The organism is uncultured Escherichia sp. (assembly GCF_948475835.1).
GTDB lineage: Bacteria > Pseudomonadota > Gammaproteobacteria > Enterobacterales > Enterobacteriaceae > ECMA0423.
Map to the genome: position 1 here is coordinate 1 of NZ_CAOLGM010000011.1, position 24,765 is coordinate 24,765.

A 24,765-nucleotide genomic window follows, 5' to 3' on the forward strand; every position below is an offset into this window, starting at 1 on the left:
GAACAATCATATCCATTAATTCTTCCCAGTCTTCGCGTAGCTGTCGGTCTTCCTCTTCATTCGGGCTCCACAGCAACGGTGATCCTACGCGACGCTGCGCCAGCGGGATGCTGCGCTCGCCTTCAACCGGTATCCACAGTACGCGTTTGAGCTTGTGGCGCACATGGCTGGTTTCCCAGGTCACCCCGCTATTACCCGTTAACGGGGCAACACAAACGAATGTTGTTTCCAGCGGACGACCAAGACTATCCACAGGGATAGTTTTAAGTTCCACGCCCAGAGCGGCAAAATCTTGCTCAGGTTTACTCCCTGCGCTGGCACCTAGCCAGATCTCCAGTAACACGCCAATCCAGCCCTTATCGCGTTTTAAATTCTCTGGCGTAACAAGCCCGGCAAGTGCCGCCAGTTCTCCCAATGTATAACCAGAAAGTTGCTGTGCTTGCGCTAACAACTGTTCTTCAGTTTCGGGAGGAGAGAGCAGTGGGCGAGGTTGGGACATGTCATGATACCTTGATTAAAAAACAAACAGCAATTATGTGCCGAATATTCGCAGTGTAACTTTTTCCACATGTGTTGTTCAATTCCCTGATTTATATTGCTTTTTAGGCTGCCGGTAATCGAGTTGCGCAACACTGCAATAGGTTTTCCAAATCTGGTCACTGAAAATAAACAGGATCTTACACCATGTTATCCACAGAAAGCTGGGATAACTGTGAAAAACCTCCACTACTGTTTCCATTTACAGCCTTGACGTGCGATGAAACTCCAGTTTTTAGTGGTTCAGTGCTTAACTTAGTGGCACATTCTGTGGATAAATACGGCATTGGTTGATCTTTCGCCAACCCGTAAATGAGAGGTGTGACCTGGGTCACGAATTACTCTTTTTCATTACTCAAATTACATGTAATGCATTGACTAATAATGAATATTTTAAAATGTCTATATCGGGCTTATTCAGAATGCTCCGGGTTTTCCCGTAGTAATTCCGTAGTTCTTCACAACTCTATCCACAGAAAAGGTGAATAAAAACGGCTATCCACCCCTTCCTCTGTTTATAACTCTGCACATAACTGTGAGTTATTCAATTGTTATTAGTGTGTAATGCCCTGCAGAGAGTGGTTTACCGTCTTCCTGGAGTATGAAACAATCATTCGTATATAAAGCTTTATTTTGAGGTAGTCCGGTGATTGATGACGATGGCTACCGCCCAAACGTAGGTATCGTGATTTGTAATCGCCAGGGGCAGGTAATGTGGGCCCGGCGATTTGGTCAGCACTCCTGGCAATTTCCGCAAGGCGGAATCAACCCCGGAGAATCCGCAGAGCAGGCGATGTACCGTGAATTGTTTGAAGAAGTAGGATTAAGCCGCAAAGACGTTCGAATCCTTGCTTCAACGCGTAACTGGTTGCGCTACAAATTACCGAAACGTTTGGTGCGTTGGGACACGAAGCCGGTTTGTATCGGCCAAAAACAAAAATGGTTTCTCTTGCAGCTGGTGAGCGGCGATGCAGAAATCAATATGCAAACCAGCAGTACACCAGAGTTTGACGGCTGGCGATGGGTAAGTTACTGGTATCCGGTCAGACAGGTGGTGTCATTTAAACGTGATGTCTACCGTAGGGTAATGAAAGAGTTCGCGAGTGTGGTGATGTCACTGCAGGAAAATACGCCAAAACCACAAAACGCATCTGCTTATCGACGTAAAAGAGGTTAAGTCACGCCAATTATGCTCACTCGCCTGCGCGAAATAGTCGAAAAGGTAGCCAGCGCACCACGCCTGAATGAGGCGTTAAATATTCTGGTTACCGACATCTGTCTTGCGATGGATACCGAGGTCTGTTCGGTCTACCTGGCCGATCATGATCGACGTTGTTACTACCTGATGGCGACCCGGGGGCTGAAAAAACCACGCGGTCGCACTGTAACGCTCGCGTTTGATGAAGGGATCGTCGGCCTGGTTGGCAGGCTGGCGGAACCGATAAACCTTGCAGATGCGCAAAAGCACCCCAGCTTCAAATACATCCCCTCCGTAAAAGAAGAACGTTTCCGCGCGTTTTTAGGCGTACCAATTATTCAACGTCGCCAGTTGCTTGGTGTACTGGTGGTACAGCAACGAGAGTTGCGCCAGTATGACGAAAGTGAAGAATCCTTCCTGGTGACGCTTGCCACCCAGATGGCAGCTATTCTTTCTCAGTCGCAGTTGACTGCCCTGTTTGGGCAATATCGCCAGACGCGAATCCGCGCATTACCGGCAGCACCTGGTGTGGCGATTGCCGAAGGCTGGCAGGATGCCACGTTACCTTTAATGGAACAGGTGTATCAGGCATCAACGCTGGATCCGGCTCTGGAACGCGAACGACTGACCGGGGCGCTGGAAGAAGCGGCAAACGAGTTTCGCCGCTACAGCAAACGCTTTGCCGCCGGAGCACAAAAAGAAACGGCGGCTATTTTCGATCTTTACTCGCACCTGCTTTCGGACACCCGGCTGCGTCGCGAATTGTTTGCCGAGGTTGATAAAGGCTCGGTGGCAGAGTGGGCGGTAAAAACGGTCATTGAAAAATTTGCCGAACAGTTTGCCGCGCTAAGCGATAACTATCTCAAAGAGCGGGCTGGCGATTTACGTGCGCTGGGTCAGCGATTGCTGTTTCATCTTGATGACGCTAATCAAGGGCCGAACGCCTGGCCGGAACGTTTCATTCTGGTGGCAGATGAACTGTCAGCGACAACTCTTGCTGAGCTGCCCCAGGATCGCTTAGTCGGTGTTGTCGTGCGAGATGGCGCAGCCAACTCCCATGCTGCGATCATGGTACGTGCGCTGGGGATCCCTACCGTGATGGGCGCGGATATTCAGCCTTCGGTGCTGCATCGTAGGACGCTGATCGTTGATGGCTATCGCGGTGAATTGCTGGTCGATCCGGAGCCGGTACTGCTGCAAGAATATCAGCGGCTAATTAGTGAAGAGATTGAGCTTAGCCGTCTGGCGGAAGATGACGTCAATTTACCCGCGCAGTTAAAAAGCGGTGAGCGTATAAAAGTCATGCTCAATGCTGGTTTAAGCCCGGAACATGAAGAAAAACTGGGCAGCCGTATTGATGGCATTGGTCTTTATCGCACTGAAATCCCATTCATGCTGCAAAGTGGTTTCCCGTCGGAAGAAGAACAGGTGGCGCAGTATCAGGGGATGCTGCAAATGTTCAATGATAAACCCGTCACCTTGCGTACGCTGGATGTCGGAGCAGATAAGCAGCTGCCTTACATGCCGATCAGCGAAGAGAATCCATGCCTGGGTTGGCGTGGGATTCGCATTACGCTCGATCAGCCGGAGATCTTCTTGATCCAGGTGCGGGCGATGCTGCGTGCTAATGCCGCTACGGGCAACCTGAATATTCTGTTGCCGATGGTCACAAGCCTCGATGAAGTTGATGAAGCACGCCGCCTGATTGAACGTGCCGGACGTGAAGTCGAGGAGATGATCGGTTACGAAATTCCCAAACCACGTATCGGCATCATGCTGGAAGTGCCGTCAATGGTATTTATGCTGCCGCATCTGGCAAAGCGGGTCGATTTCATCTCTGTTGGCACCAACGATCTGACTCAATACATTCTGGCCGTTGATCGCAACAATACCCGGGTGGCGAACATTTATGACAGTCTTCATCCTGCAATGTTACGAGCTCTGGCGATGATCGCCCGGGAAGCGGAAATACATGGAATCGATCTCCGTTTGTGCGGTGAAATGGCGGGCGATCCCATGTGCGTGGCAATCCTCATTGGGCTTGGGTATCGCCATCTGTCTATGAACGGACGTTCTGTAGCGCGGGTAAAATACCTGCTGCGGCGCATTGATTATGCCGACGCAGAAAATCTTGCGCAGCGTAGTCTGGAAGCGCAACTGGCGACCGAAGTTCGCCATCAGGTTGCAGCCTTTATGGAGCGTCGCGGCATGGGCGGGCTGATTCGCGGAGGGTTATAGCGCGGATCATATACATATCTTTTAACGGTATCCGGCAACCAGCCAGGTCCCCTTGTGCTATTATTCGCACCTTTGGAGCGCCTGAAACCTGCGGCGCGCATTTCAATCGCTGTTCTCTTTCAGCGAAATAACAAGAACTTGTGGTGACAGATGACCAGTAGCTATCTGCATTTTCCGGAGTTTGATCCGGTCATTTTCTCAATAGGACCCGTGGCGCTTCACTGGTACGGCCTGATGTATCTGGTGGGTTTCATTTTTGCAATGTGGCTGGCAACACGACGGGCGAATCGTCCGGGCAGTGGCTGGACCAAAAATGAAGTTGAAAACTTACTCTATGCGGGCTTCCTCGGCGTCTTCCTCGGTGGACGTATTGGTTATGTTCTGTTCTACAATTTCCCGCAGTTTATGGCCGATCCGCTGTATCTGTTCCGTGTCTGGGACGGCGGCATGTCTTTCCACGGCGGCCTGATTGGCGTTATCGTGGTGATGATTATCTTCGCCCGCCGTACTAAACGTTCCTTCTTCCAGGTCTCTGATTTTATCGCACCACTCATTCCGTTTGGTCTTGGTGCCGGGCGTCTGGGCAACTTTATTAACGGTGAATTGTGGGGCCGCGTTGACCCGAACTTCCCGTTTGCCATGCTGTTCCCTGGCTCCCGTACAGAAGATATTTTGCTGCTGCAAACCAACCCGCAGTGGCAATCCATTTTCGATACTTACGGTGTGCTGCCGCGCCACCCATCACAGCTTTACGAGCTGTTGCTGGAAGGTGTAGTGCTGTTTATTATCCTCAACCTGTATATTCGTAAACCGCGCCCAATGGGAGCTGTCTCAGGTTTGTTCCTGATTGGTTACGGCGCGTTTCGCATCATTGTTGAGTTTTTCCGCCAGCCCGACGCGCAGTTTACTGGTGCCTGGGTGCAGTACATCAGCATGGGACAAATTCTTTCCATCCCGATGATTGTCGCGGGTGTGATCATGATGGTCTGGGCATATCGTCGCAGCCCACAGCAACACGTTTCCTGAGGAACCATGAAACAGTATTTAGAACTGATGCAAAAAGTGCTCGACGAAGGCACACAGAAAAACGACCGTACCGGAACCGGAACGCTTTCCATTTTTGGTCATCAGATGCGTTTTAACCTGCAGGATGGATTCCCGCTGGTGACAACTAAACGTTGCCACCTGCGTTCCATCATCCATGAACTGCTGTGGTTTCTGCAGGGCGACACTAACATTGCTTATCTACACGAAAACAATGTCACCATCTGGGACGAATGGGCCGATGAAAACGGCGACCTCGGGCCAGTGTATGGTAAACAGTGGCGCGCCTGGCCAACGCCGGATGGTCGTCATATTGACCAGATCACTACGGTACTGAACCAGCTGAAAAACGACCCGGATTCGCGCCGCATTATTGTTTCAGCGTGGAACGTAGGCGAACTGGATAAAATGGCGCTGGCACCGTGCCATGCGTTCTTCCAGTTCTATGTGGCAGACGGCAAACTCTCTTGCCAGCTTTATCAGCGCTCCTGTGACGTTTTCCTCGGCCTGCCGTTTAACATTGCCAGCTACGCGTTACTGGTGCATATGATGGCGCAGCAGTGTGATCTGGAAGTGGGCGATTTTGTCTGGACGGGGGGCGACACGCACCTGTACAGCAATCATATGGATCAAACTCATCTGCAATTAAGCCGCGAACCGCGTCCGCTGCCGAAGTTGATTATCAAACGTAAACCCGAATCCATCTTCGACTACCGTTTCGAAGACTTTGAGATTGAAGGCTACGATCCACATCCGGGCATTAAAGCGCCGGTGGCTATCTAATTACGAAACATCCTGCCAGAGCCGACGCCAGTGTGCGTCGGTTTTTTTTACCCTCCGTTAAATTCTTCGAGACGCCTTCCCGAAATTTTGCAACGTCCTGCAACGGCGTAAATAGTCCGGAAGATGCGCCGAAGAAATAGAAACTGGCCCTCGTCTTTTTTTCTCCTCGCTCCATACTGCCGGCATGAAAACACAACGTGGTTATACGCTGATTGAAACGCTGGTCGCGATGCTGATTTTGGTCATGCTAAGCGCAAGTGGACTCTATGGCTGGCAATACTGGCAGCAGTCGCAACGGCTATGGCAAACCGCCAGCCAGGCGCGGGACTATTTGCTCTATTTACGTGAAGATGCCAACTGGCATAACCGCGACCACAGTATCAGCGTTATCAGGGAGGGGACGTTATGGTGCCTTGTGAGTTCCGCTGCTGGGGCCAATACCTGTCATGGCAGTTCACCATTGGTCTTTGTGCCACGCTGGCCCGAAGTCGAAATGAGCGACCTGACACCTTCGCTTGCTTTCTTTGGCCTGCGCAATACCGCATGGGCCGGGCATATTCGCTTCAAAAACTCAACGGGCGAGTGGTGGCTGGTGGTTTCGCCGTGGGGAAGACTCCGGCTTTGTCAGCAAGGAGAAACAGAAGGATGCCTGTAAAAGAGCAAGGTTTTTCTCTGCTGGAAGTGTTGATTGCTATGGCGATCAGTAGCGTATTGTTGCTGGGGGCTGCACGCTTTCTGCCTGCGTTACAGCGTGAAAGTTTAACGAGCACCCGTAAGCTGGCGCTGGAAGATGAAATCTGGCTGCGGGTATTTACCGTCGCGAAGCATCTCCAGAGGGCGGGTTATTGTCATGGCAGCTGTACCGGCGAAGGGCTGGAAATTGTCGGACAGGGTGACTGTATCATTGTGCAGTGGGATGCGAACAGTAACGGTATCTGGGATCGTGAACCGGTAAAAGAGTCCGACCAGATTGGATTTCGTCTGAAGGAGCATGTGCTGGAAACGCTACGCGGTGCGACATCCTGTGAAGGTAAGGGCTGGGATAAAGTCACTAATCCGGATGCCATCATTATCGACACTTTTCAGGTCGTACGTCAGGATGTCAGCGGCTTCTCGCCGGTGTTGACGGTTAATATGCGTGCTGCCAGTAAGTCTGAACCGCAAACCGTGGTGGATGCCAGCTATAGCGTGACAGGATTCAACCTGTGAACCGCGAAAAAGGTGTTTCGTCACTGGCTCTGGTCCTGATGCTGCTGGTTTTGGGTAGCTTGCTATTGCAAGGAATGAGTCAGCAGGATCGCAGTTTTGCCTCTCGCGTGAGCATGGAAAGTCAGTCATTGCGCCGCCAGGCCATCGTTCAGTCGGCGCTGGCGTGGGGAAAAATGCACTCCTGGCAGACGCAGCCAGCAGTTCAGTGCTCGCAGTACGCTGGAACCGATGCCCAGGTTTGTTTGCGTTTACTGGCAGATAATGAAGCCTTATTGATTGCCGGTTATGAAGGCGTTTCGTTGTGGCGAACAGGCGAAGTCATTGATGGAAAAATTGTTTTTTCGCCACGCGGCTGGAGCGATTTTTGTCCGCTGAAAGAGGGGGCATTATGTCAGCTTCCCTGAAGAATCAACAAGGCTTTAGCCTGCCGGAGGTAATGGTTGCGATGGTGCTGATGGTGATGATTGTCACTGCGTTATCGGGTATCCAGCGAACATTAATGAACAGTCTCGCCAGCAGAAACCAGTACCAACAGCTCTGGCGGCATGGTTGGCAGCAAACGCAACTGCGCGCGATTTCGCCACCTGCCAACTGGCAGGTCAACCGAATGCAGACATCGCAGGCGGGATGTGTCAGCATCAGCGTTACGCTAGTTTCACCCGGGGGCAGAGAAGGCGAGATGACCCGCCTGCATTGCCCGAATCGTCAGTAGTCAGGAGCCGCTATGTTAAGGGTCTACCATTCCAATCGTCTGGACGTGCTGGAAGCGTTGATGGAGTTTATTGTCGAACGCGAACGGCTGGACGATCCTTTCGAACCAGAGATGATTCTGGTGCAAAGTACCGGTATGGCGCAGTGGCTGCAAATGACCCTGTCGCAAAAGTTTGGTATTGCGGCAAACATTGATTTTCCGCTGCCAGCGAGCTTTATCTGGGATATGTTCGTCCGGGTGTTACCGGAAATCCCCAAAGAGAGCGCCTTTAACAAACAGAGCATGAGCTGGAAACTGATGACTCTGCTGCCGCAATTGTTGGAGCGCGAAGACTTTACCCTGTTGCGGCATTATCTGACTGACGATAGCGACAAGCGAAAACTGTTCCAGCTTTCTTCAAAAGCGGCGGACCTGTTTGACCAGTATCTGGTCTATCGTCCGGACTGGCTGGCACAGTGGGAAACAGGACATTTGGTTGAAGGGCTGGGAGAAGCACAGGCCTGGCAAGCGCCGTTGTGGAAGGCGTTGGTGGAATATACCCATCAACTCGGGCAACCGCGCTGGCACCGCGCCAATCTCTATCAGCGCTTTATCGAAACGCTGGAGTCCGCGACGACCTGCCCGCCGGGGCTACCTTCGCGCGTCTTTATATGCGGTATTTCCGCGTTACCGCCTGTTTATCTCCAGGCGCTACAGGCGCTGGGTAAACATATTGAAATCCATCTCCTGTTTACCAACCCCTGCCGTTATTACTGGGGCGATATTAAAGATCCTGCTTATCTGGCGAAACTGCTGACCCGTCAGCGTCGACACAGTTTTGAAGATCGCGAATTGCCGCTATTTCGTGATAGCGAAAATGCCGGGCAGCTCTTTAACAGCGATGGTGAACAGGATGTCGGCAACCCGCTGCTGGCTTCATGGGGTAAGCTTGGGCGCGACTACATTTATCTCCTTTCTGACCTGGAGAGCAGCCAGGAGCTGGACGCCTTTGTCGATGTCACGCCAGATAACCTGCTGCATAACATTCAGTCTGACATTCTGGAACTGGAAAACCGTGCCGTTGCTGGTGTGAACATCGAAGAGTTTTCCCGTAGCGATAACAAACGCCCGCTTGATCCACTGGATAGCAGTATCACCTTCCACGTTTGCCATAGCCCGCAGCGTGAAGTTGAAGTTTTGCACGATCGCCTGCTGGCGATGCTGGAAGAAGACCCGACACTTACTCCGCGCGACATCATCGTGATGGTGGCTGATATCGACAGCTACAGTTCGTTTATTCAGGCTGTGTTTGGTAGCGCACCTGCGGATCGTTACCTGCCTTACGCCATTTCCGACCGTCGGGCGCGGCAGTCGCATCCGGTACTGGAAGCGTTTATCAGCCTGTTATCGTTGCCAGACAGCCGCTTTGTGTCGGAAGACGTGCTGGCATTACTGGATGTGCCGGTGCTGGCGGCGCGGTTTGACATCACCGAAGAAGGGCTGCGTTATTTACGCCAGTGGGTCAACGAATCCGGCATTCGTTGGGGGATAGATGACGACAACGTTCGCGAGCTGGAACTCCCCGCCACCGGACAACACACCTGGCGATTTGGCCTGACGCGTATGTTGCTGGGCTACGCGATGGAGAGCGCGCAGGGCGAGTGGCAATCGGTTCTACCTTATGATGAATCGAGCGGCTTAATTGCAGAACTGGTGGGGCATCTGGCTTCACTGCTAATGCAGCTAAACATCTGGCGTCGCGGGCTGGCACAGGAGCGTCCGCTAGAAGAGTGGTTGCCGGTTTGTCGCGATATGCTCAACGCCTTCTTCCTGCCGGATGCGGAAACCGAAGCGGCGATGACGCTGATCGAACAACAATGGCAGGCGATTATCGCCGAAGGTTTAGGTGCGCAGTATGGCGACGCGGTGCCGCTGTCACTATTGCGTGATGAACTGGCGCAGCGTCTGGATCAAGAACGTATCAGCCAGCGTTTTCTCGCCGGACCGGTTAACATTTGTACTCTGATGCCAATGCGTTCAATTCCGTTCAAAGTGGTTTGCCTGCTGGGAATGAACGACGGCGTTTATCCACGTCAGCTTGCGCCATTGGGCTTTGACCTGATGAGCCAGAAACCGAAGCGTGGCGACCGTAGCCGTCGCGATGACGACCGCTACCTGTTCCTGGAAGCGTTAATTTCCGCGCAGCAAAAACTCTATATCAGCTATATCGGGCGTTCCATTCAGGATAACAGTGAACGTTTCCCGTCGGTACTGGTGCAGGAACTGATCGACTACATCGGGCAAAGTCATTATCTACCGGGCGATGAAGCGCTCAACTGTGATGAAAGCGAGGCAAGGGTAAAAGCGCATCTTACTTGCCTCCATACCCGGATGCCGTTTGATCCGCAAAACTACCAGCCAGGCGAACGACAAAGCTATGCTCGTGAATGGCTACCTGCGGCCAGCCAGGCTGGTAAAGCACATTCTGAATTTGTTCAGCCGCTGCCGTTTACCTTACCGGAAACCGTGCCGCTGGAAACGCTACAACGATTCTGGGCACATCCGGTGCGGGCGTTCTTCCAGATGCGTTTGCAGGTGAACTTCCGTACTGAAGACAGCGAAATCCCAGACACCGAGCCATTTATTCTGGAAGGGCTTAGCCGTTATCAAATCAATCAGCAGTTATTGAATGCACTGGTTGAGCAGGATGATGCCGAACGCTTGTTCCGCCGCTTCCGGGCGGCAGGGGATTTACCGTATGGCGCTTTTGGTGAAATTTTCTGGGAAACACAGTGCCAGGAGATGCAGCAGCTTGCCGACAGAGTCATTGCCTGTCGCCAGCCGGGGCAGAGTATGGAAATTGATCTCGCCTGCAACGGTGTGCAGATAACTGGCTGGTTGCCGCAGGTGCAGCCGGATGGCCTGTTGCGCTGGCGTCCCTCTTTATTAAGTGTGGCGCAGGGAATGCAACTTTGGCTGGAACACCTTGTCTACTGTGCCAGCGGTGGTAATGGTGAAAGTCGCCTTTTTCTACGCAAAGACGGCGAGTGGCGTTTTCCGCCGCTTGCAGCCGAACAGGCTTTGCATTACCTCTCACAACTGATTGAGGGGTATCGTGAAGGGATGTCCGCGCCATTGCTGGTGTTACCTGAAAGTGGCGGCGCGTGGCTAAAAACCTGTTATGACGCGCAAAACGGTGCCATGCTGGATGACGATTCCACGTTGCAAAAAGCCCGTACGAAATTCCTTCAGGCTTACGAAGGCAACATGATGGTGCGTGGCGAAGGTGATGATATCTGGTATCAAAGGCTCTGGCGGCAATTAACACCAGAGACAATGGAGGCCATCGTTGAACAGTCGCAACGTTTCCTGTTACCGCTGTTTCGCTTTAATCAGTCATGAGTGCTGTATAAAAATTGCGCAATCTATCCGCTTACTTTATGATGCGCACCAGTCACGGACTGATGGTTATATAAACATAGGCTGACTCGTGCAGCACAAGATTAAATTCTGGCAGATGATTTGCGTTAACGTGTTGAATCTGGACAGAAAATTAAGTTGATTATGAGGTCCGTGAATGCCCCGCAGCACCTGGTTCAAAGCATTATTGTTGTTAGTTGCCCTTTGGGCACCCTTAAGTCAGGCAGAAACGGGATGGCAGCCGATTCAGGAAACCATCCGTAAAAGTGATAAAGATAACCGCCAGTATCAGGCTATACGTCTGGATAACGGTATGGTGGTCTTGCTGGTTTCTGATCCGCAGGCAGTTAAATCGCTCTCGGCGCTGGTGGTGCCCGTTGGGTCGCTGGAAGATCCCGAGGCGTACCAGGGGCTGGCACATTACCTTGAACATATGAGTCTGATGGGGTCGAAAAAGTACCCGCAGGCTGACAGTCTGGCCGAATATCTCAAAATGCACGGCGGTAGTCACAATGCCAGCACTGCGCCGTATCGCACGGCTTTCTATCTGGAAGTTGAGAACGACGCCTTGCCTGGTGCGGTAGACCGCCTGGCTGATGCTATTGCAGAACCCTTGCTCGACAAGAAATACGCCGAACGTGAGCGTAATGCAGTGAACGCTGAATTAACCATGGCGCGTACGCGTGACGGGATGCGCATGGCACAGGTCAGCGCAGAAACCATTAACCCGGCACACCCCGGTTCAAAGTTTTCTGGTGGTAACCTCGAAACTTTAAGCGACAAACCTGGTAATCCGGTGCAGCAGGCGCTGAAAGATTTCCACGAGAAGTACTATTCCGCCAATCTGATGAAGGCGGTTATTTACAGCAATAAACCGCTGCCGGAGTTGGCAAAAATGGCGGCGGACACCTTTGGTCGCGTGCCGAACAAAGAGAGCAAAAAACCGGAAATCACCGTGCCGGTAGTCACCGACGCGCAAAAGGGCATTATCATACATTACGTCCCGGCGCTGCCGCGTAAAGTGTTGCGCGTAGAGTTTCGTATTGATAACAACTCGGCGAAATTCCGTAGCAAAACCGATGAATTGATTACCTATCTGATTGGTAATCGCAGCCCAGGTACACTTTCCGACTGGCTGCAAAAGCAGGGATTAGTTGAGGGCATTAGCGCCAACTCCGATCCTATCGTCAACGGCAACAGCGGCGTATTAGCGATCTCTGCGTCTTTAACCGATAAAGGTCTGGCGAATCGCGATCAGGTTGTGGCGGCTATTTTTAGCTACCTCAATTTGTTACGTGAAAAAGGGATCGATAAACAATACTTCGATGAACTGGCGAATGTGCTGGATATCGACTTCCGTTATCCGTCAATCACCCGTGATATGGATTACGTCGAATGGCTGGCAGATACCATGATTCGCGTTCCTGTTGAGCATACGCTGGATGCAGTCAATATTGCCGATCGGTACGATGCTAAAGCAGTAAAGGAACGTCTGGCGATGATGACGCCGCAGAATGCGCGTATCTGGTATATCAGCCCGAAAGAGCCGCACAACAAAACGGCTTACTTTGTCGATGCGCCGTATCAGGTCGATAAAATCAGCGCACAAACTTTCGCCGACTGGCAGAAAAAAGCCGCCGACATTGCGCTCTCTTTGCCAGAGCTTAACCCTTATATTCCTGACGATTTCTCGCTGATTAAGTCAGAGAAGAAATACGACCATCCAGAGCTGATTGTTGATGAGTCGAATCTGCGAGTAGTGTATGCGCCAAGCCGTTATTTTGCCAGCGAGCCCAAAGCCGATGTCAGCCTGATTTTGCGTAATCCGAAAGCCATGGACAGCGCCCGCAATCAGGTGATGTTTGCGCTCAATGATTATCTCGCAGGGCTGGCGCTTGATCAGTTAAGCAACCAGGCGTCGGTTGGTGGCATAAGTTTTTCCACCAACGCTAACAACGGCCTTATGGTTAATGCTAATGGTTACACCCAGCGTCTGCCGCAGCTGCTCCAGGCATTGCTCGAGGGCTACTTTAACTATACCGCTACGGAAGATCAGCTTGAGCAGGCGAAGTCCTGGTATAACCAGATGATGGATTCCGCAGAAAAGGGCAAAGCGTTCGAGCAGGCGATTATGCCCGCGCAGATGCTCTCGCAAGTGCCGTACTTCTCGCGAGATGAACGGCGCAAAATTTTGCCCTCCATTACGTTGAAAGAGGTGCTGGCCTATCGCGACGCCTTAAAATCAGGGGCTCGACCAGAGTTTATGGTTATTGGCAACATGACCGAAGCCCAGGCAACAACGCTGGCACGCGATGTGCAAAAACAGTTGGGCGCTGATGGTTCGGAGTGGTGTCGTAACAAAGATGTCGTGGTCGATAAAAAACAATCCGTCATCTTTGAAAAAGCCGGTAACAGCACCGACTCCGCACTGGCAGCGGTATTTGTACCGACTGGCTACGATGAATACACCAGCTCAGCCTATAGCTCACTGTTGGGGCAGATCGTACAGCCGTGGTTCTACAATCAGTTGCGTACCGAAGAACAGTTGGGCTATGCCGTGTTTGCGTTTCCAATGAGCGTGGGGCGTCAGTGGGGCATGGGCTTCCTTTTGCAAAGCAATGATAAACAGCCTTCATTCTTGTGGGAGCGTTACAAGGCGTTTTTCCCAACCGCAGAGGCAAAATTGCGGGCGATGAAGCCAGAAGAGTTTGCGCAAATCCAGCAGGCGGTAATTACCCAGATGCTGCAGGCACCGCAAACGCTCGGCGAAGAAGCATCGAAGTTAAGTAAAGATTTCGATCGCGGCAATATGCGCTTCGATTCGCGTGATAAAATCGTGGCCCAGATAAAACTGCTGACGCCGCAAAAACTTGCTGATTTCTTCCATCAGGCGGTGGTCGAGCCGCAAGGCATGGCTATTCTGTCGCAGATTTCCGGCAGCCAGAACGGGAAAGCCGAATATGTGCATCCTGAAGGCTGGAAAGTGTGGGAGAACGTCAGCGCGTTGCAGCAAACAATGCCCCTGATGAGTGAAAAGAATGAGTGATGTCGCCGAGACACTAGATCCTTTGCGCTTGCCCTTACAGGGCGAGCGCCTGATTGAAGCCTCTGCCGGCACAGGCAAAACCTTTACGATTGCGGCGCTCTATTTGCGCCTGTTACTTGGACTAGGCGGTTCCGCCGCCTTTCCCCGCCCGCTGACCGTTGAAGAACTGCTGGTGGTCACCTTTACCGAGGCTGCCACGGCAGAATTGCGTGGTCGTATCCGTAGCAATATCCACGAGTTGCGCATCGCCTGTCTGCGTGAAACCACCGACAATCCACTGTACGAACGCCTGCTGGAAGAGATCGACGATAAAGCGCAAGCCGCGCAGTGGTTGTTGTTAGCCGAACGGCAGATGGATGAAGCGGCAGTCTTTACTATTCACGGTTTTTGCCAGCGCATGCTCAACCTGAATGCCTTTGAATCCGGTATGCTGTTTGAGCAGCAGCTGATTGAAGATGAGTCTCTGCTACGCTACCAGGCCTGCGCCGATTTCTGGCGTCGCCACTGCTACCCGCTGCCGCGTGAAATTGCCCTGGTGGTCTTTGAAACCTGGAAAGGGCCGCAGGCGTTGCTGCGCGATATTAATCGTTATCTGCAAGGCGAAGCACCGGTTATCAAAGCACCGCCGCCCGATGATGAAACGCTGGCTTCCCGCCACGCGCAAATTGTGGCGCGTATTGATACGGTAAAACAGCAGTGGCGCGACGCAGTGGGTGAACTGGATGCGCTGATCGAATCTTCTGGTATTGATCGACGCAAGTTTAACCGTAGCAATCAGGCTAAATGGATCGACAAGATCAGCGCCTGGGCAGAAGAAGAGACCAACAGTTATCAGTTGCCAGAGTCGCTGGAAAAATTCTCCCAGCGTTTCTTAGAAGATCGCACGAAAGCCGGGGGGGAAACCCCGCGACATCCACTGTTTGAGGCGATCGATCAACTGCTTGCAGAACCATTGTCGATCCGCGATCTGGTGATCACCCGCGCATTGGCTGAGATCCGCGAAACAGTAGCGCGTGAAAAACGCCGCCGTGGCGAATTGGGTTTTGATGACATGTTAAGTCGGCTCGATTCCGCGCTGCGTAGCGAAAGCGGTGAGGTGTTGGCAGCGGCGATCCGTACGCGATTCCCGGTGGCAATGATCGATGAATTTCAGGATACCGACCCCCAGCAGTACCGAATTTTTCGCCGTATCTGGCACCATCAGCCGGAAACCGCATTGTTGCTGATTGGCGACCCGAAGCAGGCCATATATGCATTCCGGGGTGCGGATATCTTCACTTATATGAAGGCGCGTAGCGAAGTTCACGCCCACTACACTTTAGACACCAACTGGCGTTCCGCACCAGGAATGGTGAACAGCGTGAATAAGCTTTTCAGCCAGACTGATGACGCGTTCATGTTTCGCGAAATACCGTTTATTCCAGTGAAATCAGCCGGGAAAAATCAGGCGTTACGTTTTGTATTTAAAGGTGAAACACAGCCTGCGATGAAAATGTGGCTGATGGAAGGCGAAAGCTGCGGCGTTGGCGATTATCAAAGTACCATGGCGCAGGTATGTGCTGCGCAAATCCGCGACTGGCTACAAGCCGGACAGCGGGGCGAAGCGTTGCTGATGAACGGCGACGACGCGCGTCCGGTGCGTGCTTCGGACATCAGTGTGCTGGTGCGCAGCCGCCAGGAGGCCGCCCAGGTGCGCGATGCCTTAACGTTGCTGGAAATCCCTTCCGTTTACCTTTCGAACCGCGACAGTGTTTTTGAAACTCTGGAAGCGCAGGAAATGCTTTGGTTGTTGCAGGCGGTGATGACGCCCGAACGTGAGAACACCCTGCGTAGTGCGCTGGCAACGTCAATGATGGGGCTGAACGCGCTGGATATCGAAACGCTGAACAATGACGAACATGCGTGGGATGTGGTAGTCGAAGAGTTCGATGGTTATCGGCAAATCTGGCGCAAACGTGGCGTTATGCCGATGCTGCGGGCGCTGATGTCGGCGCGTAACATTGCTGAAAACTTGCTGGCAACGGCAGGCGGTGAGCGGCGTCTTACCGATATCTTGCATATCAGCGAACTGCTACAAGAAGCCGGAACGCAGCTGGAAAGTGAACATGCGCTGGTACGCTGGTTATCGCAACATATCCTCGAGCCAGACAGTAATGCCTCCAGCCAACAAATGCGTCTCGAAAGTGATAAACATCTGGTGCAGATTGTCACGATCCACAAATCGAAAGGGCTGGAATATCCATTGGTCTGGCTGCCGTTTATCACCAATTTCCGCGTCCAGGAGCAGGCGTTTTATCACGATCGCCACTCGTTTGAGGCAGTTCTGGATCTTAATGCTGCGCCAGAAAGCGTCGACCTCGCGGAGGCCGAACGTCTGGCGGAAGATCTGCGTTTGCTTTACGTGGCGCTGACACGTTCGGTTTGGCATTGCAGTCTCGGCGTTGCACCGCTGGTGCGCCGTCGTGGCGATAAAAAAGGTGACACCGACGTCCACCAAAGTGCGCTCGGGCGTTTGCTGCAAAAAGGGGAACCGCAAGATGCGGCAGGGCTTCGCACCTGTATTGAAGCGTTATGCGATGATGATATTGCCTGGCAAACGGCACAAACTGGTGATAACCAACCCTGGCAGGTTAATGATGTTTCTACAGCAGAGCTGAATGCGAAGACGTTACAACGATTGCCCGGCGATAACTGGCGCGTCACCAGCTACTCTGGTTTGCAACAGCGTGGTCACGGTATCGCCCAGGATTTGATGCCTCGGCTGGATGTCGATGCTGCAGGCGTTGCCAGCGTCGTTGAAGAACCGACGTTAACACCACATCAGTTTCCGCGCGGTGCGTCACCGGGGACGTTCTTGCACAGTTTGTTTGAAGACCTGGATTTTACCCAGCCGGTTGACCCGAACTGGGTGCGGGAAAAACTGGAACTCGGCGGCTTTGAATCGCAGTGGGAACCGGTATTGACCGAGTGGATCACGGCTGTCCTCCAGGCACCTCTCAATGAAACCGGCGTAAGCCTGAGTCAACTTTCCGCCCGCAATAAACAGGTGGAGATGGAGTTTTATCTGCCGATTAGTGAACCGCTTATCGCCAGTCAGCTTGATACGTTAATCCGCCAGTTTGACCCGCTATCCGCAGGCTGCCCGCCGCTGGAGTTCATGCAGGTACGTGGCATGTTAAAAGGCTTTATCGACCTGGTGTTCCGCCACGAAGGGCGTTATTACCTGCTCGACTATAAATCCAACTGGTTGGGTGAAGACAGTTCGGCTTACACCCAACAGGCTATGGCAGCGGCAATGCAGGCACACCGCTATGATCTGCAATATCAGCTTTATACCCTGGCGCTGCATCGTTATCTGCGCCATCGCATTGCTGATTACGACTATGAGCACCACTTTGGCGGCGTTATTTATCTGTTCCTGCGTGGCGTTGATAAAGAACATCCGCAACAGGGGATTTACACAACCCGACCCAACGCCGGGTTGATTGCCCTGATGGATGAGATGTTTGCCGGTATGACCCTGGAGGAGGCGTAATGAAATTGCAAAAGCAATTACTGGAAGCTGTGGAGCACAAACAGCTACGCCCGCTGGATGTGCAATTTGCCCTGACCGTGGCGGGAGATGAACATCCTGCCGTCACCCTCGCGGCGGCACTGTTAAGTCATGATGCCGGAGAGGGACACGTTTGTTTGCCGCTTTCACGACTGGAAAATAACGAGGCGTCGCATCCGCTGTTGGCGACCTGTGTCAGTGAAATCGGTGAGCTACAAAATTGGGAAGAATGCTTGCTGGCTTCTCAAGCGGTCAGCAGGGGAGATGAACCCACGCCGATGATCCTCTGTGGCGATCGTCTTTATTTGAATCGCATGTGGTGTAACGAGCGCACAGTGGCACGCTTTTTCAACGAAGTGAATCATGCCATTGAGGTTGATGAAGCTCTACTGGCGCAAACCCTGGACAAACTTTTTCCAGTAAGCGATGAAATTAACTGGCAAAAAGTTGCGGCGGCAGTGGCGCTGACGCGGCGGATCTCGGTGATTTCCGGCGGCCCTGGCACCGGTAAAACGACCACCGTAGCGAAGTTGCTGGCAGCGTTAATTCAAATGGCCGACGGCGAACGCTGCCGTATCCGTCTGGCTGCACCAACGGGTAAAGCTGCCGCGCGCTTAACCGAATCTCTCGGCAAGGCTTTGCGACAGTTACCGCTGACCGATGAACAAAAGAAACGCATTCCGGAAGATGCCAGCACTTTGCACCGATTGCTGGGCGCGCAGCCGGGTAGCCAGCGTTTACGTCATCATGCCGGTAACCCGCTGCATCTTGATGTGCTGGTGGTAGATGAAGCGTCAATGATCGATCTGCCTATGATGTCGAGACTGATCGACGCCTTGCCCGATCATGCGCGAGTGATCTTTCTCGGCGATCGTGATCAACTGGCCTCGGTTGAGGCTGGGGCTGTGCTGGGCGATATCTGCGCTTATGCCAACGCGGGCTTTACCGCCGAGCGTGCCAGGCAGCTAAGCCGCCTGACGGGGACTCACGTTCCGGCAGGAACCGGCACAGAAGCGGCATCTTTGCGCGACAGTCTCTGCCTGCTGCAAAAAAGCTATCGTTTCGGCAGCGATTCTGGCATTGGTCAGTTAGCTGCGGCGATCAACCGTGGTGATAAAACGGCAGTGAAAACCGTTTTTCAGCAGGATTTTACTGATATCGAAAAACGGCTTTTACAGAGCGGCGAAGATTATATTGCGATGCTTGAGGAAGCTCTTGCGGGTTACGGACGTTATCTGGATCTGCTGCAAGCGCGTGCCGAGCCGGATTTAATCATTCAGGCGTTCAATGAGTACCAGCTTTTGTGCGCCCTGCGGGAAGGGCCGTTTGGCGTGGCTGGACTGAATGAGCGAATTGAGCAGTTTATGCAACAGAAGCGCAAAATTCATCGTCATCCGCACTCTCGTTGGTACGAAGGTCGACCAGTGATGATTGCCCGTAATGACAGCGCGCTTGGGTTGTTTAATGGCGATATCGGTATTGCGCTGGATCGCGGGCAGGGGACGCGCGTCTGGTTTGCGATGCCGGACGGCAATATTAAGTCTGTGCAACCGAGTCGCTTGCCAGAGCACGAAACTACGTGGGCGATGACGGTACATAAATCGCAGGGATCGGAGTTCGACCATGCGGCGTTGATTTTGCCGAGCCAACGCACGCCGGTAGTAACGCGAGAGCTGGTTTATACCGCGGTGACCCGCGCGCGTCGCCGTCTGTCGCTGTATGCCGATGAGCGCATATTAAGTGCGGCAATCGCCACTCGTACTGAGCGGCGCAGTGGTCTGGCGGCGTTGTTTAGTTCACGGGAATAAACGTAATTGCCGGATGCGACGTACGAGTGTTACGCATGTCGCATCCGACGATTTTCATCGCTTACCCTAAATCCGCCATCAACACTTTGGATTTACGCTGGTAGTTGTACAACTGCTTTTTGCTCTCGGGCAGTAAATCAATATCCACTGGGGTAAATCCACGTTCCTGGAACCAGTGAATACTGCGCGTGGTCAGCACAAACAATTTGCTTAAGCCGCTCTGCTTCGCCTGAGCGGCAATGCGTTCCAGCAGAACTTCACCCCTTGATGAACTGCGGTAATCCGGGTGAACTGCCACACAGGCCATTTCCCCAATCTTCTCTTCCGGGAACGGATAGAGCGCGGCGCAGGCAATAGTCGTGTTATCGCGCTGAATAATGGTGAATTTGTCGATTTCCATCTCCAGCTGCTCGCGAGAACGGCGTACCAGAATACCTTGCTGCTCCAGTGGGCGAATCAACTCCAGAATACCGCCAATATCGTTGATTGTTGCGCGACGAATCTGCTCGGCGCTTTCCATCACAATCTGCGTACCGATACCGTCGCGTGAGAACAACTCTTGCAACAGCGCGCCATCTTCCTGATAACTGATTAAATGACAGCGACGCACGCCGCTGCGGCAGGCTTTCACTGCGCCACGCAAAAAGCGCACCGTACCGGAGTTGTAATCGCCTTTCTCTTCCTGGGCTTCTACCCGCGCTTGCGCTTCGTTAGGGAAAAGTTCGGAGACAATATCACCGTCGTCATTAGTGACGCCCTGGGAAGAGCAAAAACCAATCATCTTCTCAGCTTTCAGTTTGATGGCCAGTTGAGTGGCAATCTCTTCCGAGGTCAGGTTAAAGCTCTCGCCAGTGACTGAAACAGCGACCGGCCCCATTAGCACTATTGCACCGCTGTCCAGTTGACGATGGATCGCGTCTTCATCAATCCGCCGGATACGCCCGCTATGGCAGTAATCCACGCCGTCATCGACGCCCAGCGGCTGGGCAATAATAAAATTGCCACTGACGACGTTGATATGCGCGCCCTGTAGCGGCGTGTTATTGAGACTCATCGACAGGCGAGCAGTGATGTCCAGTTGCAATGTTCCCGCAGCCTGCTTCACCAGTTCCAGTGTTTTGGCGTCGGTCACACGTATATTCTTGTGATACAGCGGTTCGTGGTGATGCGCAGCCAGATTTGCGTCGATCTGCGGACGTGCGCCATAGACCACCACCAGACGGATGCCGAGGCTGTGCAATAACCCGATATCATTAACGATACTGGAGAAATTCTCATGCTCAATGGCTTCACCGCCGAGCATGATGACAAACGTTTTTCCCCGGTGGGTATTGATATAGGGAACCGAATGGCGGAATCCCTCGACCAACTCGGTTTTACGTTCCTTTACCACGGCACACCTCTTTGCATGATTATTCGAAATTAGTGTATTTTTATTCTGTTTTTTCGCAGGGTGCAAGTGTAAATTTTATGCGAGAGCGACTTTTTTATCAGTAATGCCGTGAATATAAAAAGAATGTTTACCGTTTATTAGATGACAGATTATGCGTCTTTCGCTAAAGTTTCCGGTCAAATTAGTCGTTTACTTGTTACACAGCTTAGATTTCTTTTGCTCGGGAGAGGCATGTCAGGATCCAACACTGCAATCAGCCGTCGTCGTTTACTGCAAGGCGCGGGTGCCATGTGGCTATTGAGCGTAAGTCAGGTCAGTCTGGCTGCGGTCAGCCAGGTCGTGGCGGTGCGCGTCTGGCCTGCGTCCAGCTACACCCGCGTGACGGTGGAATCAAATCGTCAGCTGAAATATAAGCAGTTCGCGTTGAGTAACCCTGAACGCGTGGTGGTGGATATCGAAGATGTAAACCTGAACTCGGTACTCAAGGGGATGGCGGCACAAATTCGTGCAGACGACCCGTTCATCAAGTCGGCGCGCGTCGGGCAATTTGACCCGCAAACCGTACGGATGGTTTTTGAATTAAAGCAAAACGTAAAACCGCAGCTGTTTGCCCTTGCGCCGGTCGCCGGGTTTAAAGAGCGTCTGGTGATGGACCTCTATCCGGCCAATGCACAGGATATGCAGGACCCGCTGCTGGCGCTGCTGGAGGATTACAACAAAGGCGACCTCGAAAAGCAGGTGCCGCCAGCGCAAAGTGGTCCACAACCGGGTAAAGCAGGGCGCGATCGTCCGATTGTCATTATGCTTGACCCTGGCCACGGTGGCGAAGACTCCGGTGCGGTGGGGAAATACAAAACGCGCGAAAAAGATGTGGTATTGCAAATAGCTCGCCGTTTGCGCTCTCTGATCGAGAAAGAGGGCAATATGAAGGTGTACATGACGCGCAATGAAGACATCTTCATTCCATTGCAAGTGCGCGTAGCAAAAGCCCAGAAACAGCGTGCTGACCTGTTTGTCTCTATCCATGCCGACGCCTTTACCAGTCGTCAGCCGAGCGGTTCCTCTGTGTTTGCGCTCTCAACCAAAGGTGCAACCAGTACTGCGGCAAAATATCTGGCACAAACCCAGAACGCCTCGGACTTGATTGGTGGCGTGAGCAAAAGCGGTGACCGCTATGTCGACCACACCATGTTCGATATGGTACAGTCGCTGACCATTGCCGACAGCCTGAAGTTTGGTAAAGCGGTACTGAATAAGCTCGGTAAAATCAACAAGCTGCATAAAAATCAAGTTGAACAGGCCGGGTTTGCCGTACTAAAGGCACCAGATATTCCCTCCATTCTGGTCGAAACGGCGTTTATCAGTAACGTTGAGGAAGAGCGTAAACTGAAAACGGCGACTTTCCAGCAGGAAGTTGCGGAGTCTATTCTTGCGGGGATTAAAGCGTATTTTGCCGATGGGGCGACGCTGGCGAGAAGGGGATGATAAAAAGGCGCTGAATGGCGCTTTTTTATGGGAGACCAGAAACAAAAAAACACCCGTTAGGGTGTTCAATAATTGGTTGCGGGGGCCGGATTTGAACCGACGACCTTCGGGTTATGAGCCCGACGAGCTACCAGGCTGCTCCACCCCGCGTCCGTGGATGCGCACTATACTCCGCTCGCGTTTTCATGCAACCTTTTTTTTACCCCGATCACGGATTTAGCATGATTTTGAACAAAAACAAACCACTAAAGCCTATTTTTTGTACAAAATTTGCGTCAGGGAGAGGCTGCTCATTTCATTAAACGCGGCGGTTTGTTATCTTCGTTGCGCCTTATTTTTTAACCTGAAGAAGAGAACAATGAAAGGACGTTGGGTAAAGTACCTTCTTATGGGCACGGTTGTGGCAATGCTTGCCGCCTGCTCTTCCAAACCAACCGATCGCGGACAGCAATATAAAGACGGGAAATTTACCCAGCCTTTCTCTCTGGTGAACCAGCCAGATGCCGTTGGCGCGCCGATTAACGCCGGTGATTTTGCCGAGCAAATTAACCATATCCGTAATTCGTCACCGCGTCTGTATGGCAACCAGAGTAATGTTTATAACGCGGTGCAAGAGTGGCTGCGCGCAGGCGGTGATACCCGCAATATGCGCCAGTTCGGCATTGATGCCTGGCAGATGGAAGGTGCCGACAACTATGGTAACGTGCAGTTTACAGGCTATTACACGCCGGTAATTCAGGCGCGCCATACCCGCCAGGGCGAGTTCCAGTATCCGATTTACCGTATGCCGCCAAAACGTGGTCGTCTGCCGTCTCGTGCGGAGATCTACGCAGGGGCGCTGAGTGATAAATATATTCTCGCTTACAGCAACTCCCTGATGGATAACTTCATTATGGATGTGCAGGGTAGCGGGTATATCGACTTTGGTGATGGCAGTCCGCTTAACTTTTTCAGCTATGCAGGGAAAAACGGTCATGCCTATCGCAGCATTGGTAAGGTGCTGATCGACCGTGGCGAAGTGAAAAAAGAAGATATGTCGATGCAGGCGATTCGTCATTGGGGCGAAACACACAGTGAAGCCGAGGTTCGCGAGCTGCTGGAACAGAACCCGTCTTTCGTTTTCTTTAAACCGCAATCTTTTGCACCGGTGAAAGGGGCAAGTGCGGTGCCGCTGGTTGGCCGTGCTTCTGTTGCCTCCGATCGTTCAATTATTCCGCCAGGTACTACCTTGCTGGCAGAAGTGCCGCTGCTGGATAATAACGGCAAATTTAACGGTCAGTACGAATTGCGTCTGATGGTGGCGCTGGATGTCGGTGGCGCAATCAAAGGCCAACACTTCGATATCTATCAAGGGATCGGGCCGGAAGCCGGACATCGCGCAGGTTGGTACAACCACTATGGACGTGTCTGGGTGCTGAAAACCGCCCCGGGCGCAGGTAACGTCTTTAGCGGCTGATGTGTTATTCTGTATACCGTTTTTACGGATACGACAGGGTGAGGGATAACCTCACCCTTTTTAATTCTGAGGTGCTATGTCTGTGGTAATTAGTGATGCATGGCGTCAGCGTTTTGGTGGCACAGCGCGTCTGTATGGTGAAAAAGCGTTGCAACTGTTTGCTGACGCGCATATTTGTGTGGTTGGTATCGGTGGTGTCGGTTCCTGGGCAGCGGAAGCGCTGGCGCGCACGGGGATTGGCGCAATCACGCTTATCGATATGGATGATGTGTGCGTCACCAATACCAATCGGCAAATTCACGCTCTGCGCGATAACGTCGGGCTGGCAAAAGCGGAAGTCATGGCGGAGCGTATTCGCCAGATTAACCCGGAGTGCCGTGTAACGGTGGTGGATGATTTCGTGACGCCGGATAACGTAGCGCAGTATATGAGCGTGGGTTATTCGTACGTGATTGATGCCATTGATAGTGTACGGCCCAAAGCGGCGCTGATTGCTTATTGTCGGCGCAATAAAATCCCGCTGGTCACGACCGGTGGCGCGGGTGGGCAGATTGACCCGACGCAGATTCAGGTTACCGATCTGGCGAAAACGATTCAGGATCCGCTGGCGGCGAAGTTGCGCGAGCGCCTGAAAAGCGATTTTGGCGTAGTGAAAAACAGTAAAGGTAAGCTCGGCGTCGATTGCGTGTTTTCTACTGAAGCGCTGGTGTACCCGCAGTCAGACGGTACTGTGTGTGCGATGAAAGCCACGGCAGAAGGGCCGAAGCGGATGGATTGTGCATCTGGATTTGGCGCGGCAACGATGGTGACCGCCACCTTTGGGTTTGTTGCGGTTTCTCATGCGCTGAAGAAGATGATGGCGAAAGCGGCGCGTCAGGGTTAAACAATCAGGTCGGATGAGACG

18 protein-coding genes and 1 tRNA gene are annotated in these 24,765 nt (G+C 52.6%); 16 read left to right on the plus strand and 3 right to left on the minus strand.

The genetic code is table 11. The features are described from left to right. Positions 1–499, minus strand: a 499-nt coding sequence (mutH, locus tag QZF50_RS03930; RefSeq protein ID WP_290388823.1) for a DNA mismatch repair endonuclease MutH, incomplete at its 3' end; no start/stop codon positions are given. 185 nt (positions 500–684) lie between these two features. On the opposite strand from mutH, the gene ygdT reads away from it, so the two are divergent. The 13 genes from ygdT (at position 685) to recD (ending at position 19,527) form a co-directional block, all read left to right on the plus strand. Beyond that, entirely contained in the window at positions 685–831 is a 147-nt protein-coding gene (ygdT, locus tag QZF50_RS03935) for a protein YgdT (protein ID WP_000953278.1), read from the plus strand. A 352-nt stretch (positions 832–1,183) separates the two neighbouring features. Beyond that, entirely contained in the window at positions 1,184–1,714 is a 531-nt protein-coding gene (gene rppH, locus QZF50_RS03940) for an RNA pyrophosphohydrolase (protein WP_000564489.1), read from the plus strand. Positions 1,715–1,726: 12 nt separating this feature from the next. Then, entirely contained in the window at positions 1,727–3,973 is a 2,247-nt protein-coding gene (gene ptsP, locus QZF50_RS03945; protein ID WP_000957912.1) for a phosphoenolpyruvate--protein phosphotransferase, read from the plus strand. Positions 3,974–4,123: 150 nt separating this feature from the next. Next, positions 4,124–4,999 carry a prolipoprotein diacylglyceryl transferase gene (gene lgt / locus QZF50_RS03950; RefSeq protein ID WP_000204658.1) on the plus strand — a complete coding sequence of 292 codons (876 nt, stop codon included), beginning with the start codon at positions 4,124–4,126 and terminating at the stop codon, positions 4,997–4,999. A gap of 6 nt (positions 5,000–5,005) precedes the next feature. Further along, positions 5,006–5,800, plus strand: a complete 795-nt coding sequence (gene thyA / locus QZF50_RS03955) for a thymidylate synthase (protein WP_000816232.1) — start codon at positions 5,006–5,008, stop codon at positions 5,798–5,800. A 184-nt stretch (positions 5,801–5,984) separates the two neighbouring features. After that, the gene (locus QZF50_RS03960; protein ID WP_000857051.1) at positions 5,985–6,455 is read left to right on the plus strand and encodes a prepilin peptidase-dependent protein; all 471 of its coding nucleotides are present in this window, start codon (positions 5,985–5,987) and stop codon (positions 6,453–6,455) included. Next, positions 6,446–7,009: a prepilin peptidase-dependent protein gene (locus tag QZF50_RS03965; protein WP_001144322.1), complete on the plus strand. Its 564-nt coding sequence runs from the start codon at positions 6,446–6,448 to the stop codon at positions 7,007–7,009. Before QZF50_RS03960 ends, QZF50_RS03965 begins: the two co-directional genes overlap by 10 nt. Next, positions 7,006–7,413: a DUF2509 family protein gene (locus QZF50_RS03970; protein WP_001078387.1), complete on the plus strand. Its 408-nt coding sequence runs from the start codon at positions 7,006–7,008 to the stop codon at positions 7,411–7,413. The genes QZF50_RS03965 and QZF50_RS03970 overlap by 4 nt, the downstream gene beginning before the upstream one ends. Next, the gene (locus QZF50_RS03975) at positions 7,398–7,721 is read left to right on the plus strand and encodes a prepilin-type N-terminal cleavage/methylation domain-containing protein (protein WP_001276478.1); all 324 of its coding nucleotides are present in this window, start codon (positions 7,398–7,400) and stop codon (positions 7,719–7,721) included. The genes QZF50_RS03970 and QZF50_RS03975 overlap by 16 nt, the downstream gene beginning before the upstream one ends. A 12-nt stretch (positions 7,722–7,733) precedes the next feature. Next, positions 7,734–11,102 (plus strand): exodeoxyribonuclease V subunit gamma, encoded by a 3,369-nt coding sequence (recC, locus tag QZF50_RS03980; RefSeq protein ID WP_061892523.1) that lies wholly within the window; start codon positions 7,734–7,736, stop codon positions 11,100–11,102. A 175-nt stretch (positions 11,103–11,277) separates the two neighbouring features. Beyond that, on the plus strand, positions 11,278–14,166 hold the full coding sequence (gene ptrA / locus QZF50_RS03985) for a pitrilysin (RefSeq protein WP_001472128.1): 2,889 nt from the start codon (positions 11,278–11,280) through the stop codon (positions 14,164–14,166). Next, positions 14,159–17,701, plus strand: a complete 3,543-nt coding sequence (gene recB, locus QZF50_RS03990; RefSeq protein WP_001472127.1) for an exodeoxyribonuclease V subunit beta — start codon at positions 14,159–14,161, stop codon at positions 17,699–17,701. The genes ptrA and recB overlap by 8 nt, the downstream gene beginning before the upstream one ends. Next, complete coding sequence (recD, locus tag QZF50_RS03995) at positions 17,701–19,527, plus strand: exodeoxyribonuclease V subunit alpha (protein ID WP_000775955.1); 1,827 nt, start codon at positions 17,701–17,703, stop codon at positions 19,525–19,527. The genes recB and recD overlap by 1 nt, the downstream gene beginning before the upstream one ends. Positions 19,528–19,588: 61 nt before the next feature. Here the strand turns inward: recD and argA are convergent, their stop codons facing one another. After that, on the minus strand, positions 19,589–20,920 hold the full coding sequence (gene argA / locus QZF50_RS04000; RefSeq protein ID WP_000237947.1) for an amino-acid N-acetyltransferase: 1,332 nt from the start codon (positions 20,918–20,920) through the stop codon (positions 19,589–19,591). Between the two features lie 231 nt (positions 20,921–21,151). On the opposite strand from argA, the gene amiC reads away from it, so the two are divergent. Further along, complete coding sequence (gene amiC, locus QZF50_RS04005; protein WP_000016907.1) at positions 21,152–22,405, plus strand: N-acetylmuramoyl-L-alanine amidase AmiC; 1,254 nt, start codon at positions 21,152–21,154, stop codon at positions 22,403–22,405. 73 nt (positions 22,406–22,478) lie between these two features. On the opposite strand, the gene QZF50_RS04010 is transcribed toward amiC, so the two are convergent. Then, a tRNA-Met gene (locus QZF50_RS04010) sits at positions 22,479–22,555 on the minus strand. A gap of 208 nt (positions 22,556–22,763) precedes the next feature. On the opposite strand from QZF50_RS04010, the gene mltA reads away from it, so the two are divergent. Together mltA and tcdA are read left to right on the plus strand one after the other, a co-directional pair. Continuing rightward, the gene (gene mltA / locus QZF50_RS04015; protein ID WP_000678646.1) at positions 22,764–23,861 is read left to right on the plus strand and encodes a murein transglycosylase A; all 1,098 of its coding nucleotides are present in this window, start codon (positions 22,764–22,766) and stop codon (positions 23,859–23,861) included. A gap of 76 nt (positions 23,862–23,937) precedes the next feature. After that, positions 23,938–24,744 (plus strand): tRNA cyclic N6-threonylcarbamoyladenosine(37) synthase TcdA, encoded by an 807-nt coding sequence (tcdA, locus tag QZF50_RS04020; protein WP_000117728.1) that lies wholly within the window; start codon positions 23,938–23,940, stop codon positions 24,742–24,744. Positions 24,745–24,765: the final 21 nt, after the last annotated feature.